The following is a 13,560-nucleotide window of genomic DNA, read 5'->3' as shown; positions in this document are numbered from 1 at the left end:
ACAAAACAGATTTTTGCGACAATAAGGTCAATGGCCGGGACAATGAGTTGACGCTGTCGCAGGGTTTTGCGTAAATGCTCCCAATCGCTTTTCCTGGGAGGGTATTGGAAAAGCGAATTCGCCGGAGCCTTGCATCGAAGACATGCAGGGTTCGGTGCGATGGATAGCCCGCAGGTTTTGGGAGGCGAGGAGGCTGGTGGCGGTTCTTGAGCTCAGCAATATTTCCAAACATTTCGGTGCCATCCAGGCAGTCAACGATGTTTCGTTTTCGCTCGAAGCCGGGCAGGTTGTCGGCCTGATGGGCGATAACGGCGCTGGCAAGTCCACATTGGTGAAGATGATCGCCGGCAACTTTCGGCCGAGCCATGGAACCATGCGGCTCGACGGCGCCGATCTCGTGCTTCATCGGCCGAAGGAAGCACGCCAGCATGGCATCGAGATCGTTCACCAGGATTTGGCGCTCTGCAACAATCTGACGGCGGCAGCGAACGTGTTCCTCGGTCGGGAATTGCGCCGCGGCGTATGGCCTCTTCGCATCCTCGACCACAAGGCCATGTACAAGCGCGCCGGCGAGATATTTCGCGAGCTCAAATCCGAGACGCGGGCGCGCGATCTCGTCAAGCAAATGTCAGGTGGCCAGCGCCAAGCGGTCGCGATCGGCCGCACGATGCTGTCGGAAGCGAAAATCGTATTGATGGACGAGCCGACCGCAGCCATTTCCGTGCGCCAGGTGGCTGAGGTTCTGAATCTGATCCGCCAATTGCGGGATCAGGGCATTGTCGTTGTCCTGATCAGCCACCGCATGCCCGACGTCTTCTCGGTCGCCGACCGTGTGATCGTGATGCGGCGAGGCAGAAAGGTAGCCGACAAGCAGATTGCGGCAAGTTCGCCGGAGGAAGTGACGGGACTGATTACCGGCGCCATCGAACAGGTGTGATCGATGCTATCCGTTGCAACAAGAAGGAAGAAGGTCGACGATGGCGATTACACTTGACCAAACGATCGGACAGAAGCAACGGAGCTGGCTTGCAACGATCATGAGCGGCCAGACATTCTGGGTGCTGATTGCAGTCATTCTAGCCTGCATTTTTCTGTCGATGGCAACGGACTCCTTTGCGACGGCGAAGAACATCTACAACATCACCCGCAACGTCACCTTCGTCGCCATTATCGCGCTGGGCATGACGCTGGTCATCATCACCGGCGGCATCGATTTGTCCGTTGGCTCCGTACTTTGTCTGTGCAGCATGGTGCTGGCTGTGGTTATGCACGCGGGCTATAGTATTGAAGTCGGCATCGCCGCCTCGATCGGTACGGCTCTTCTGGTCGGAGCTTTCAACGGCGTCTTGATTGCCTATCTCGGCTTCCCGCCTTTCGTCGTCACGCTCGGCATGCTGTCGATTGCGCGCAGCCTTGCGATGGTTGCATCCAACAACACTGTGGTTTTTGAATTCGGACCTGATCACGACAAACTATTGGCTCTCGGTGGCGGCGCCTGGTTTTTCGGCATCGCCAATCCAGTGCTTTACATGGTCGTGCTGGCACTCATTACCGGTTTCGTGCTGCGCTGGACCAAGTTCGGCCGCTATGTATTTGCCATCGGCGGCAATGAGCACGCCGCGACACTGACAGGCGTTCCGGTGCCGAGGATCAAGGTCATCGTCTATATGATTTCTGCCCTGTCGGCGGGGGTTGCCGGCATCATTCAGACCGGCTGGCTCGGCGCCGTCACCACAAACATCGGCGCCGGGATGGAACTTCAGGTCATTGCCGCCGCGGTTATCGGCGGCGCCAATCTGGCGGGCGGCGTCGGCACCGCCTTTGGAGCCTTGGTCGGCGCCGCACTCATCGAGATCATCCGCAACAGTCTTGGTTTGCTCGGTATCAACGCGTTCTGGCAGGGTTGCTTTATCGGTGGCGCAATCGTGCTCGCCGTCCTTTTCGACCGACTTCGCAACTTGCGACAGGGCGAGTAGACGAACCCCGCTCTTCAGAGATTTCTGCGGCTCGCGCCCGCGCCAGGAGCTGCCATACGTTCAAGCAGTCCAGCCTTGTTCAGTCCGCTTTATTGTCTGCCCGTTGCCATTGAAAAAGTGCACCTTCGAGACATCGGCGGTGAGCCCTAGTTGGTTTCCCGCCTTCATATCACCACCGTCGTGCAGGACGAGGCAATCATGCCCGTCCGGCAGCTTGACGTGAAGCAGTGTTACCGCCCCGGTATATTCACAAAGCCCGACGGTTCCGCGCAGCGTCCCGTCTCGAGGTTCCACGACCGTCAGATGTTCCGGCCTTATCCCGATGGTCTCGGCCGTGGTATCCGCTGCCCTTGCACCTGTCAGCAAAGGCGCGATATCTGCCGGGAGCAGGTTCATTTTTGGGCTTCCGATGAATTGCGCCACGAAGATATTTGCCGGCCGCTCATATAATTCCCGGGGGGAACCGACCTGCTCGACACGGCCGTCGCGCAGAACGACGATCTTGTCGGCGAGCGTCATCGCTTCGATTTGGTCGTGCGTTACATAGATCATCGTCGTGGAGAGCCGCTTGTGTAGTGCGGCGATTTCAGAGCGCATGTGCACGCGCAACTCTGCATCGAGGTTCGACAGCGGTTCGTCGAACAGGAAGACATCAGGATTTCCGACGATGGCCCGGCCGATCGCGACGCGCTGCCGCTGACCGCCGGAAAGCTCACGGGGGTAGCGATCGAGCAATGCTTCGAGCTTCAGCGTGGCGCTTGCTTCATCGACACGCTTCTGACGCTCCTGTGCCGGAACTTTGCGAACCTTCAGCCCGAAACCCATATTGTCCCGGACGGTCAGATGTGGATAGAGGGCATAGGATTGGAAGACCATGGCAACACCGCGTTTCGAAGCCGGCACTTCGTTGACCACCCGGCCGCCAATCGCAAGTTCACCGCCGCTGAGATATTCCAGTCCCGAAATCAGCCGCAGCAAGGTGGACTTGCCGCAGCCCGACGGACCGACGAATACGACGAACTCGCCCGGATCGATCCTGAGATCGACGCCGCGGATGACCTCGACGGCGCCGAAGCGTTTTTCGATGCCTTTAAGCGATACACTGCTCATGAACGAAAAATCCTCATCCCTTCACGCCTGATAGCGCAAAACTTTCGATGATCTGCCGCTGGGCGATCAGATAGACGATCAGGATCGGCACCACGGCAAGGCTGGTAGCGGCAAGCTGGAGGTTCCACAACGGCAAGCCGTAGCTGTCGTTGAAGTTCGACAAGGCCAAAGGCAGCGTGAACATGTCGAGCGAGCTCAGAAAGATCAGCGGCTCCAGGAACAGGTTCCACGAGAACAGAAAGGTGATGATGGAAACCGCAGCCAGGGCCGGACGCGCCATCGGCAGCGCTATCTTCCACCAAACGCCGAAGCGTGAGAGGCCGTCCATCTTGCCGGCTTCTTCCAGTTCCTTGGGCAGGGCCAAGAAATATTGGCGCATCAGGAACGTTGCCATCACCCCATGAGGGCCGAAGGTGGGCAGCAGGATCAGCGGCCAGTGAGTATCCACCAGGCCCAGCCAACGCATCAGGAAGAAGTTCGGAATGATCGTCACTTCTTCCGGCACCATGAGCGCCGAGATCAGAAAAAGCATCAGCAGCCCGGCACCGGCAAACCGCATGCGCGCCAGCGCATAGCCGGCCAGGGACGAGATGGCGAGGGTGAGCGCCGTCACCACGATCGCGATGTAAAGCGAGTTGAAATACTGCCGCGCGAACGGCTGGTAGGTGAACACTTCGACGAAATTCTGCCAGCGCCAGACGCGGGGAATAAGCGTCGGCGCACCGAATATCTCGGTCACGCTCTTGAAGCCGGCAGACACCATCCAAACGAATGGGAAAACAAAAGGTATGGCGGCGATCAGGAGCGCGATCGTCCAGCAGGTGCGGTAGAGGATCTGGATTTGGCGCTGGGTCATTCCGATCCCTTTCTCCGCAGCATCACCTGTACCAGGGTCAGCGCCATGATCATCACGAACATGATCATCGCGAGCGCCGAGGCATAGCCGACATTGAAGAACTTGAAGCCCTGCTGGTAGATGTAGAAGGCAAGCACCAGCGTGCCGTTTTCCGGGCCGCCACCGGTCATCTGATATATATGATCGAAGACCTTGAAAGAACCGATCGTCGTGATGACCATGATGACGAGCGTGGTCGGCGCCAGCAACGGCCAGGTGATCATGCTGAAGATCTGCCGGCGCGAGGCGCCTTCCAGGCGCGCTGCCTCTTCATAGTCCCGCGGGATCGCCTGCAGCGCCGCAATGTAGAGGATCATGTTGAGGCCGACCATCTTGATGACGCGGGTGACGATGACCGCCGCCATGGCCCAGTTCGGTTCACGCAGCCAGTTTGGACCAGTGATCCCGACCAGCGCCAGTACCTGGTTGATGAAACCACCTTCTCCCTGCAGCAGAAATTTCCAGACGATCGCCCAGGCGATGGCCGAGGTGATGACGGGAGCGAAAAACACCGTGCGAAAGAACACGACCCCGAAGAACGGCCGGGAAAGGGCGAGCGCCAAGGCGAGCGCGAGCGCCATGTTGAGCGGCACGAGACCGATCGCGAAAATAACCGAATTGCGTACCACAAGCCAAAAGTCAGGGTTTTCGAGGAGCGCATTCTGAAAATTGGCAAGGCCTACGAAGGTGGCCTGCTGGCTGAGCAGGTTCCATTCGGTCATTGAATAATAGACCACTGCGCAGAGCGGACCGAGGAAGAAGATGAGGAAGCCGATGAAGGTGGGGCTGACAAACAGCCACGCCTCCATCATCTCTCTCATCTTCAACGTCAGCCAGGTCTTTTGGCCGGTTCGAATGGAGTTATGAACGGTATCGGCCATCTTCGTTCTGATCAAAGCAGCGGCTGGATTGCCGCGCAGATGCCCTTGATGGCGGCATCGACATCGGCATCCGGCTTCCACAGGGCATCGACGCGAGGCGCCATGGCGGCAAGGATCTGGGGCGCTTTTTCGTTAGCCGAGACCACCCGGCCCTTTTCTATCGCGGCAGCCACATTCTTCATCATCTCGGGCGGCACGAGCTTGTTGCCGTTGATGAATGCATCGGCCTGCAGAACGCTCTTGCGGGCCGGCGGGAAGAACTGCGCCATGGTGGCGACGTTCTCCTTATTGGTCATATGCGCCACGAATTCTGCGGCGATTTCGGTATTCTTGCCTTGGGCGAACACAACAAGACCGGCCTGGCCAATAACGGGTGACTCACCACCTGGGCCGGTGGGCAACGGTGCGATGCCCCACTTGAAGCCGGCTTCCGCCATCTTCGAAGCACGGGAAATCTGGTTGACCGTCATCGCCGAATTGCCGGAGAAGTAATCACCCTGTTCGCCCGGCGGAACGATGGACTTGTCCTTGAAGACCATGTCATGCAGCTGCTTGACCGCCTTGACGGCTTCTGGCTTGTCGAAGCCGCATTCCTTGTTCGACCAGATGTCGCCGCCATAGGCGCGGATTGGCGGCAGAAGGGCGTGGGTCATGCGAGAGGCATAGCCTTCGCCATCCTTGAACTCGAAGCCCCATTTGCCGGGATTGGCTGCCGCGAGCTTCTTGGAGACTTCCTGGAACATGTCCATGTTCCATTCGCCCTTGGCGGCGAGCGTCAGCGGATCTTCGAGCCCGGCTTTATCGAACATGTCCTTGTTGTAGTAGATCATGAAAGGCGAGGTGGAGAACGGAATGCCGTAGACCGTTTCATCCTTCTGCCAGAGGCCCATGGCCGGCTTTGAGAAATCATCGAAATCATAGCCTTCCGCCGCCTTGAGCGTCGGGCCGAGATCCATCAGAAGATTGGCGTTTTCGAAAGCCGGAGCGGCATCCTCCATCATCCAGGCTACATCGGGAGCATTGCCGCCGGCGATCTGGAAGGTCAGTTTCTGCGTGTAGTCGTTGACCGGCACGGTCTCGAACTTCACGTTGACGTCGGGATGTGTGGCTTTGAAGCTCTCCGCAATGCCATTCAGCATCTTCAGATGAGCCTCGCTCCCGGTCCAGACCGTCATGCGGAGATCCGTCGCGAAGACGGCAGACGTCGATATGCACAATGTCAACGCGGATGCTGCGATACCTGCTAATGCGGCCTTCATGGTTTCCTCCCTTTTTGGTCGTCGGCAATCAGCCTTCACCGATTGAATGCAAACGGCATTCGCCTGGAATTTGGCTGCAAGCTGCGGCGGATGGTTCCGCCGCATGATCTCGAAAACCTTGCCGCAGGCCGTTCACCCGGCAGCGTGCGGAAGGCTCCCGGGCGCGTCTCCGATCGACCATCCTCCGTCGACCGGAATATTTGCACCCGTAATGTAGCTGGCAGCATCGCTGCACAAAAAAACAAACGCCCCAACCAGGTCCTGCGGCTGGCCCGGCCTGCCCACAGGGATCTTGGCGGCTACCGCTTTGCGGAACGCCGGGTCGCCGTAGCGCGCGGCATTGGCCTCGATCTCGATCGCACCCGGCGAAACCACATTCAGCGTGACGCCGCGATGGCCGATTTCGCGCGCAATCGACCTGATCGCAGTCAACTGCGCCGCCTTGAGCGACGCATAAACAACCGTTTCCGCCCGCGGTCGCACCGCCATGATACTGCCTGTGGCGACGACCCTGCCCCAGCCCCGCTCGGCCATCGGTGGAACCAGCTTTGCCGTCAGCGTCAGCAGCGCCGAGAAATTCGATGCCACATGGGCGTTGACATGCGCCTCATCCAATTCCTGCCAGGGCCGCCGACGTTCGATGGCGGCATTGGCAATGAGGATATCGATCGGGCCGTGTGTTTTGAGCACTTCATCGGCAAAAGCCTGCGTCGCACGCCCGTCGGTGAAGTCTGCTTCCAGTACCGGCGCCGTCCCTCCGGTCGCCCGGGCCACCTCACGCGCGCCCGTTTCATTACCGAAATGATGCAGGATCAGTTCCGCTCCATGCTCCGCAAGGCCAAGCGCAACAGCCCGGCCGATGCCGGAACTGGCACCGGTTACCAGCACGCGTCGGCCTTTCAGTGAAAAGCGCGCGGCGCTCATCGCTCGGCATCTTTCAACTTGTCGGCCACCTCGAGCGAGGCAATGTCGGCAGCTTCGAAATGCTCCCGGATTTTTTGCTCGGCGAGGTCGGCATCACCAACTGCAATTGCGTCGTAGATTGCCTGATGCCGGCCAATCGTTGCCCGCCAGTCAGCGTCGCTGCGATTGGCGCGACGTGAAAACAATTCCGACACCTCGCGCTGCACGGAACGCATGCTCTCCATGTGCACGCGGATCATGTAATTACCCGTCGTCACGGCGAGGCCGAGGTGAAACAGGATGTCGGCGGCGGTAAAGCCGGAGGGCTCCTGGACGGAAGCCAGCATGCCCGCCAAGCCCTGCCGCATAATATCCAGACCTTCCGGATCGCGACGTTCGGCGGCGAGTCGGGCAATTCCCGTCTCGACGACGCGGCGCATTTCATTGGCTTCGCGCAGCCGCTTGAGACTGGAGCGGACCGCGTAGCCGTAGATTTTGTCCATCGATTCGCCGCTCAGCGCCTTGGCCCGGGCAACCTTGCCTTGTTGGGTGAAGATCAGCCCGGCTGCCGTCAGCTGGCGAAGCGCCTCGCGGGCGATAGGCTTCGAGACGCCGAACTCCCTGGCGATCTCCCCTTCGGGCGGCAACGGCTCGCCAGGCGAGATGCGCCCATCAAAGAGCGCGGCGGCAATCGCATCGGAAACCCCATCCGCCAACCGCGAAGGGTTGGGCGGCTTGGCGGTGAAAACGGGTTTCCTTTCGGGAATTTCACTCATCTCGATCCTCATATTCACAAAGCTAACACGCAGTTTCCAACTTAGCAACTAGGTTTATCAGTTGCCAAGTCACCAACATCTAGCTAGGAATAACAGACACGCCCCAAAGCAGCGAGCAAAACCAAGAGCAACGAGCAAAACATTGGGAACGAAAGAGCCGATGGATTCTGTGCAACCTTCGACCGGACCGGCGATCATTATTTCAGATGTCATCGCCCATCCGCTCAGCCAGACGCTGCCCAAACCGACCGTCACGTCCTGGGGTACCTATCACAAAGTCTCGATGGTTCTTGTCGAGTTGCGCACAGATGCCGGCATCGTCGGCGTCGGTGAGGTTCTGGCCCGGTTTTCGCCTAAGGCCTATGCGGAACTGATCGAAACCTCGTTAAAGCCACGGCTGATCGGACAGGACGCGCGTAACATCGGCGCGCTCTGGCAATCCATGCGGCGCTCGCTGTCAGGCCGCGCCGGCGGCATGCTGATCGAGGCGATCGCAGGCGTCGACATTGCGCTGTGGGACATCATGGGCAAGGCCGCGGGCATGCCGATCGCCAAGCTGCTTGGCGGCATCGGCCGGGAAACGATCGAGGTCTATGCCGCCGCCGTAAACTGGGTCGACGATGCTGAGGCGGATCGGGAACTGGAGCGCTATATCGGCGAGCGATTCCCGCGCATCAAAGTCAAGATGGCCAATCCGGTCAGAGAAGCCTGCCGGCGCATCGAACGGCTGCGCAAGCGCGCCGGCGACGATATCGAACTCTGTGTCGACGCCAACTGGGCCTATGATCTGGACCAGGCGATCGAGGTCGGCAGGGCACTTTCGACCAATGGCTACTTCTGGTTCGAGGAGCCGCTGGCGCCGGAAAACGAGCAAGGCTACGAGGAACTGCGCAAGCGCTGCGACGTGCCGCTCGCAGCCGGAGAGAGCAACTTTACCGCCGATCAGGCGCAGCGTCTCGTCGCCAACCGCACCCTTTCAATCCTGCAGCCGGATGTCGCCCGTGCCGGCGGCATATCCGAAACACGGCGCATGGCAGACTATGCCGCCCTGCACGATGTGGGCTACGCCCCGCATATCGGCATGTCCGGCATTATCTGCGAGACGGCCAGCACGCATCTGGCAGCCGCCCTTCCGAATTTCCGGGTGATGGAATGCGAATGCGATCTTAGCCCCTTCAAGCGCGACCTGGCCGATCTGGCGCCCGGCTGCCTGCGCCAGAAGAATGGCCGGCTCGACGTGCCGACACGGCCGGGTCTCGGCATCGAAATCGATTGGGACGCCGTCAAACGGCTCCGCGTACAGTGAGGTCAACACCATAATGACGACATCAGCGCCCTCTTCTACAGCCGACATGATGGAAGCCATGAGGCTCGCAATGCTTCGCGCAGATCCGGCGCTCAGTCGTTTCGATCCTCTGCCGCGCATCCTGTCGTTTGACGATTTTTCGCGCGGGCATTGCGGCTGGTCGCAGTTGGTCGGCAATTACGAGGACAGCCTCGACGTCATGCTGCCGGGCTTTGCCCAGCACTCGAGCGCCATGCTCTCAACTCTCGGGCATTGGGATGCAGGATCCCACGGCGGCATGGATTCGTCCTATGCGCTAAAGATCGCCACAAAGGCAAAACCGGGCGCCCAGAACGTTGCAATCAAGCGCCATACCTTCCGCAAGCGCGGCCCGATCCGCTTCGAGATTTTCTTCACGTTCAAGCCGGAGGCGACGGAACTGAAACTATCGGAAACCGACGTGCGATCGATCGGCTTCCTGTTCGATCTGCAATGCGGCGATCGGGACGGAGACGGCGAGCGGGTTATGCCGCATCTGCGCTTTCTCAATGCACTTGACGGCAAGCACTTGCAGAAATGGCAGTACAAACGCGAGACCACGCCCTTCACCGCCATCGGCCGGGAAGACAAGACCGTAAGCCACTATCACCTGGCGCCCGAAGGCTGGCTGGACTTGCCGGATGGTGAACAACGGCTCTGCTACAACGAGATCCCGACGAAGGTGAACTGGAGCTATATGCGCTTCGATTTCGACCTCGCCTCCATGAAGGCGACCGGCTTGCAATGCAACGACCGGAATTTCGATGTATCCGGCTTCGAGTCGATCCGGATTCCGGCGATGAAAAACCTCTGGTGCATGCTGAACTTCTGCCTGTTCGCCGAGACGGATGTCGCCAAGCGTGCCTTTCTCTATGTCGATTCCATTTGCATTTCAGGGGATTTTTGATGCTTCCCGAAAACATCACGGCGGTGATAACCCGCAATGAGCGCTGGAGCGGTGACGCCGCGAGCGAACCCTATGAGGCCGGTTGGGCGCATGAAGCCGTATTCTTCATTCGGGCATTGAAGCCTCCCGTCGGCACTGCACCCAAGGGCTGGGTGGAAATCTCGCCTGACGGCATGCACTGGGTCCGGGAAGGAACGGAATTCGCCATGCCGGCCGAACAGGACGGCGTTGCCGTGGCCCGGCTCAACGCCTTCGGCAATTGGCTGCGCGTTGCAACCCGATTTGCCGATGGCGCTGAATGCACCGTGCTGGTGACCCTTCATCTGAAGGCCTGACTTGAGAAACCGCGGGTATCGCTCCCCGCTTTCTCCTTCCGTCAGCCAAGATAGGCGCCCTGGGCCAGAAGTTCCCTGCGCAAGTCCGCGTAGTCGACATGCCGGGGACTGGCCCTGTTGCCGACCGAAAGTGCCGCGGCAACACCGGCCGCCTGGCCGAGCGCAAAACAGGGCGGCATGACGCGAATGGCGCTGAGCGCCTCATGCGTCGCCGAGACCGCGCGGCCGGACACCAGCAGGCCCTCATGAACGCGCGGCAGCATGACCCGGTAAGGTATCTGGTAGATATTCGCCGCATCAAGCCCCTCGCCACCGGTCCCACCGCCCGAGCCTGTGGGGTCGTGAATATCGAGCGGATAGCCGCACAACGCCACGACATCGTCGAAGGCGCGGCCGGAATGCAAATCTTGCAGCGTCAGTTCGTAGGCTCCATCGATCCGTCGGGTTTCCCGTACGCCGATCTGGGTTGCCGTGTCCCGCAGTTCCACCTGTTCGAAGCCGGGCAGATTGTTGCGGAAGAAATCGAGCAGCGCCACGGTCTGCTCCCGGCCTTCGACCTCGGCAAGCGAGAGCTCAAGGGCATCAGCCCCATTGCGGCGCAACACGCGGCCGGTATTGATGCGCCAGACGCCCGGTTCCATGGTTTTGTAAAGGCCGATGCCGCGGCGAGGCGCGGGAAAGCGGCCCTCGGCCGTCGCCTTGGCGACGATCGAGGCGAAAGGCCGAAAATCCTGCGGATGCGCGCGGATGTAATCCTCCACAGCTTGGTCATCGACGTTCTGCACGCGGAAGAACAATGTTTGCGGCTGGGAAAGGCCGTCGCTTTCCCGCCCCTGACGGGTATGGACACCGGCATAATGGGCGACATCGCCGTCGGCCGAGCAATCGACGACGACCTTGGCACGAACGCTCCTCAACCCGCCTTTGCCGGCGCAAACGACCCCGAGCACCCGGGGATTGTCCGCGTCATGGTCATCGACAATGGCATCGACGACCATGGTGTGCAGCAACAATTCCACTCCCGCCTCGACGCACATGCGCTGCGCCGCGACCTTCGCCGCCTCAGGCTGGAAAGGTGTCACCTTGTCGTGGCCGTAGACGATGAAGCCGCAATAGGCCGAACCTGCCGGGATCGTACTCGGATGCAGCGCGCCGCCGAGCGCCATCATCCGCTGAACGAATTCTTCGTAGATGCCCCGGATCAGTTGCTGGCTGCCGTCGAGCGAATAGGAGGTCATGCAGGGGCCGACGAGGCCCGCCGTAAGGTTGCCGCCGAGGAAGCCGTAGCGCTCCACAAGGCGTACCCGCACGCCAAGACGTGCCGCCGCGACCGCGGCCGATAATCCCGATGGTCCGCCCCCGATGACGAGCACATCGACACCATCGAGTTCGGGAATATCGGCCGAATAGGCGTAACGGCGGGCTGTCTGCTGCATACTTCTATCCCCTCCCCATCTAGCGGAACATCGATCCGCCATCGACATCGAGCGCGGCGCCGTAGGTAAAGCTGGCTGCATCCGAGCACAGGAACATGATTGCCGCCGCCATGTCCTCGGGCCGTCCCATGCGCCGCATCGGCAGATTGCCGGCGATGCGGTCCTTCAGCGACTGGTCGATATGGGAGTGCATCGGGGAATCCGTCGGCCCGGGGTTCAGCGCGTTGATGCGGATCTTCTTGCCCGCAAGTTCCCGCGCCACCGATTTGACCATCGACAAGATCCCGGCTTTCGATGCCGCATAAGCGGTATCGGCGATCAGCCCGCCGCCGCCATGCACGCCGGCATCCGAGGCGATACAGAGGATGTTGCCGCCATCGGCGTTGTCGAGCATGCGTTTGACCGCCGCCTGCACGACGAAGAAGCTGCCGAGCAGATTGACATCGAGCACGCGATGCCAATGCGCCCGATCCTGCTCGAATATACGCTTGGCTGTGATGATCGCTGCACATGTCACGACGTTATCGAGACGCGCCAGATTTGCGTCACAAAAATCGAAGGCCTTGTCGATGCTTTCCTGATCGCTGACATCCACCGTCACGGTGTGAATAGCCGCGCCGCCATTGCGCAGTTCCGCACCGTAGCGCTTCAGCCCCGCCTCGTCACGATCCGCCATGACGACTTCCGCGCCCTTGCTGGCGAAGGCCCTTGCCGTTTCAAGACCCATTCCGCTCGCTGCGCCCGTGATAAGGACGCTTCGGCCCGCAAAACTATCGTCGGAAAAGGTAGCATAGGTCCCAGACATCGTCGCAGCGTCCTTCATCAAGGGCAGCCCAACACCAGTCAGCAGGCTCGCCTCACCATTGCTAGTAACGTAGCAACTATGTTATATAGTTGTAAAGCGCAATGTGGAGGCGATACGCAGACTGGAAACAGAGTTTCGCGTGGGCAAAATACTCAGGACGGAGGGGCAACTGTTGGTCGCGCTGATCTCAAAAAGCGCGGCAGGCGGCGAAAATACGGGCTCGGGAAGGGCGATGTTCTCTTCCCGAACTGAACTCCGGCGCGATCATCCGGGGCGACTCCGCGCGAGTCGTGAGCCGGAAATGGGATGGGCGCCGCCCTGCAATGCGCCGCCCCTATTTCTCCGCCGGCGCCACGATCTTCATCACGAACGAAGTTGGCGCCTCGCCCGGCCCGAACGGTCCGGGCACCTTGTTGCTCACCGGCGGCAGGCTCTTGAGATAGGCCGCAATCGCCGCGGCGTCAGAGTCGGTGAGCTTCGCCAATGCGGGCCACGGCATGACCGGAGCGAGCATGCGTCCGTCGGGGCGCCTGCCTGTCCGGATCGCAGTGACGATATCACGCTCGCTCCAACGCCCGAGACCCGTCTCCTCATCGGGCGTGAGGTTGGGGCCGTAGAACACCCCGACATCAGGGATCTCGAAACCGACCTCGGAGCCGCCGAGGTGACGCGTCATGTCCGGCTTGCCGAGGAAATGTCCCGGCGTGTGGCAATCGGTGCAGCTCGTGATGGTCACCAGGTATTTCCCCCGTTCGACCAGCTCGCTGTCGGCCGCGCCGGCAGGCGACGATCCAATCGCCGCCGCCAGCGCTGCGAATGCTGCGGGCAACACCCGCCTGGCCGCCCGCGACGCCACGCGCGTGACAGCAGTTCCGAAATCGTGAATGCTCATGCTTCCCTCCGTCCCGTTGCTCTGGAGCATGATGCCGAAAAGTGTGCGCGGTTTTCAGACG

General features: G+C 60.4%; 14 protein-coding genes. 5 read left to right on the top strand and 9 right to left on the bottom strand.

The window, feature by feature from the left end:
• Positions 1-196: 196 nt before the first annotated feature.
• Together RWJ89_RS26520 and RWJ89_RS26515 are read left to right on the top strand one after the other, a co-directional pair.
• Positions 197-937: an ATP-binding cassette domain-containing protein gene (locus tag RWJ89_RS26520; RefSeq protein WP_025395777.1), complete on the top strand. Its 741-nt coding sequence runs from the start codon at positions 197-199 to the stop codon at positions 935-937.
• 40 nt (positions 938-977) lie between these two features.
• Complete coding sequence (locus RWJ89_RS26515; protein ID WP_025395778.1) at positions 978-1,976, top strand: ABC transporter permease; 999 nt, start codon at positions 978-980, stop codon at positions 1,974-1,976.
• Positions 1,977-2,036: 60 nt separating this feature from the next.
• Here RWJ89_RS26515 and RWJ89_RS26510 read toward each other — a convergent pair whose 3' ends face one another.
• The 6 genes from RWJ89_RS26510 to RWJ89_RS26485 form a co-directional block, all read right to left on the bottom strand.
• Entirely contained in the window at positions 2,037-3,086 is a 1,050-nt protein-coding gene (locus RWJ89_RS26510) for an ABC transporter ATP-binding protein (protein ID WP_077979174.1), read from the bottom strand.
• A 13-nt stretch (positions 3,087-3,099) separates the two neighbouring features.
• Positions 3,100-3,942 (bottom strand): carbohydrate ABC transporter permease, encoded by an 843-nt coding sequence (locus RWJ89_RS26505; RefSeq protein ID WP_132613920.1) that lies wholly within the window; start codon positions 3,940-3,942, stop codon positions 3,100-3,102.
• Complete coding sequence (locus tag RWJ89_RS26500; protein WP_132613922.1) at positions 3,939-4,862, bottom strand: carbohydrate ABC transporter permease; 924 nt, start codon at positions 4,860-4,862, stop codon at positions 3,939-3,941. The genes RWJ89_RS26505 and RWJ89_RS26500 overlap by 4 nt, the downstream gene beginning before the upstream one ends.
• A gap of 11 nt (positions 4,863-4,873) precedes the next feature.
• Complete coding sequence (locus RWJ89_RS26495) at positions 4,874-6,121, bottom strand: ABC transporter substrate-binding protein (RefSeq protein WP_131642819.1); 1,248 nt, start codon at positions 6,119-6,121, stop codon at positions 4,874-4,876.
• A gap of 132 nt (positions 6,122-6,253) precedes the next feature.
• The gene (locus tag RWJ89_RS26490) at positions 6,254-7,045 is read right to left on the bottom strand and encodes an SDR family NAD(P)-dependent oxidoreductase (protein WP_131642820.1); all 792 of its coding nucleotides are present in this window, start codon (positions 7,043-7,045) and stop codon (positions 6,254-6,256) included.
• On the bottom strand, positions 7,042-7,800 hold the full coding sequence (locus RWJ89_RS26485) for a FadR/GntR family transcriptional regulator (protein ID WP_077979277.1): 759 nt from the start codon (positions 7,798-7,800) through the stop codon (positions 7,042-7,044). Before RWJ89_RS26485 ends, RWJ89_RS26490 begins: the two co-directional genes overlap by 4 nt.
• 160 nt (positions 7,801-7,960) lie before the next feature.
• Between RWJ89_RS26485 and RWJ89_RS26480 the strand changes: the two genes are divergently transcribed.
• From RWJ89_RS26480 to RWJ89_RS26470, 3 genes are read left to right on the top strand one after another with little or no spacing between them, the layout of a single operon-like run.
• Positions 7,961-9,106 (top strand): mandelate racemase/muconate lactonizing enzyme family protein, encoded by a 1,146-nt coding sequence (locus tag RWJ89_RS26480; RefSeq protein ID WP_132613926.1) that lies wholly within the window; start codon positions 7,961-7,963, stop codon positions 9,104-9,106.
• Positions 9,107-9,164: 58 nt separating this feature from the next.
• Positions 9,165-10,031, top strand: a complete 867-nt coding sequence (locus RWJ89_RS26475) for a DUF6772 family protein (protein ID WP_026265415.1) — start codon at positions 9,165-9,167, stop codon at positions 10,029-10,031.
• The gene (locus tag RWJ89_RS26470) at positions 10,031-10,366 is read left to right on the top strand and encodes a hypothetical protein (protein WP_077979179.1); all 336 of its coding nucleotides are present in this window, start codon (positions 10,031-10,033) and stop codon (positions 10,364-10,366) included. Before RWJ89_RS26475 ends, RWJ89_RS26470 begins: the two co-directional genes overlap by 1 nt.
• Positions 10,367-10,407: 41 nt before the next feature.
• Here the strand turns inward: RWJ89_RS26470 and RWJ89_RS26465 are convergent, their stop codons facing one another.
• The 3 genes from RWJ89_RS26465 to RWJ89_RS26455 form a co-directional block, all read right to left on the bottom strand.
• Complete coding sequence (locus RWJ89_RS26465) at positions 10,408-11,802, bottom strand: FAD-dependent oxidoreductase (protein WP_132613930.1); 1,395 nt, start codon at positions 11,800-11,802, stop codon at positions 10,408-10,410.
• Positions 11,803-11,821: 19 nt separating this feature from the next.
• Positions 11,822-12,625, bottom strand: coding sequence for an SDR family NAD(P)-dependent oxidoreductase (locus RWJ89_RS26460; RefSeq protein WP_316031695.1), 804 nt, complete (start codon positions 12,623-12,625; stop codon positions 11,822-11,824).
• A 316-nt stretch (positions 12,626-12,941) separates the two neighbouring features.
• The gene (locus tag RWJ89_RS26455) at positions 12,942-13,499 is read right to left on the bottom strand and encodes a c-type cytochrome (protein ID WP_131662114.1); all 558 of its coding nucleotides are present in this window, start codon (positions 13,497-13,499) and stop codon (positions 12,942-12,944) included.
• Positions 13,500-13,560 lie beyond the last annotated feature (61 nt).

Source organism: Rhizobium sp. 10PS4, assembly GCF_032464805.1.
Taxonomy (GTDB): domain Bacteria; phylum Pseudomonadota; class Alphaproteobacteria; order Rhizobiales; family Rhizobiaceae; genus Rhizobium; species Rhizobium laguerreae.
Note: the sequence above shows the minus strand (reverse complement) of the source record. Positions and strands in the feature narration are given on the sequence as shown.

What these genes read in the sequence shown, in the direction of transcription:
- RWJ89_RS26515 (WP_025395778.1), top strand. Translation starts at nt 978, where the DNA reads ATGGCGATTACACTTGACCAAACGATCGGACAGAAGCAACGGAGCTGG.
- RWJ89_RS26510 (WP_077979174.1), bottom strand. Translation starts at nt 3,086, where the DNA reads ATGAGCAGTGTATCGCTTAAAGGCATCGAAAAACGCTTCGGCGCCGTC.
- RWJ89_RS26505 (WP_132613920.1), bottom strand. Translation starts at nt 3,942, where the DNA reads ATGACCCAGCGCCAAATCCAGATCCTCTACCGCACCTGCTGGACGATC.
- RWJ89_RS26500 (WP_132613922.1), bottom strand. Translation starts at nt 4,862, where the DNA reads ATGGCCGATACCGTTCATAACTCCATTCGAACCGGCCAAAAGACCTGG.
- RWJ89_RS26495 (WP_131642819.1), bottom strand. Translation starts at nt 6,121, where the DNA reads ATGAAGGCCGCATTAGCAGGTATCGCAGCATCCGCGTTGACATTGTGC.
- RWJ89_RS26490 (WP_131642820.1), bottom strand. Translation starts at nt 7,045, where the DNA reads ATGAGCGCCGCGCGCTTTTCACTGAAAGGCCGACGCGTGCTGGTAACC.
- RWJ89_RS26485 (WP_077979277.1), bottom strand. Translation starts at nt 7,800, where the DNA reads ATGAGTGAAATTCCCGAAAGGAAACCCGTTTTCACCGCCAAGCCGCCC.
- RWJ89_RS26480 (WP_132613926.1), top strand. Translation starts at nt 7,961, where the DNA reads ATGGATTCTGTGCAACCTTCGACCGGACCGGCGATCATTATTTCAGAT.
- RWJ89_RS26475 (WP_026265415.1), top strand. Translation starts at nt 9,165, where the DNA reads ATGAGGCTCGCAATGCTTCGCGCAGATCCGGCGCTCAGTCGTTTCGAT.
- RWJ89_RS26470 (WP_077979179.1), top strand. Translation starts at nt 10,031, where the DNA reads ATGCTTCCCGAAAACATCACGGCGGTGATAACCCGCAATGAGCGCTGG.
- RWJ89_RS26465 (WP_132613930.1), bottom strand. Translation starts at nt 11,802, where the DNA reads ATGCAGCAGACAGCCCGCCGTTACGCCTATTCGGCCGATATTCCCGAA.
- RWJ89_RS26460 (WP_316031695.1), bottom strand. Translation starts at nt 12,625, where the DNA reads ATGAAGGACGCTGCGACGATGTCTGGGACCTATGCTACCTTTTCCGAC.
- RWJ89_RS26455 (WP_131662114.1), bottom strand. Translation starts at nt 13,499, where the DNA reads ATGAGCATTCACGATTTCGGAACTGCTGTCACGCGCGTGGCGTCGCGG.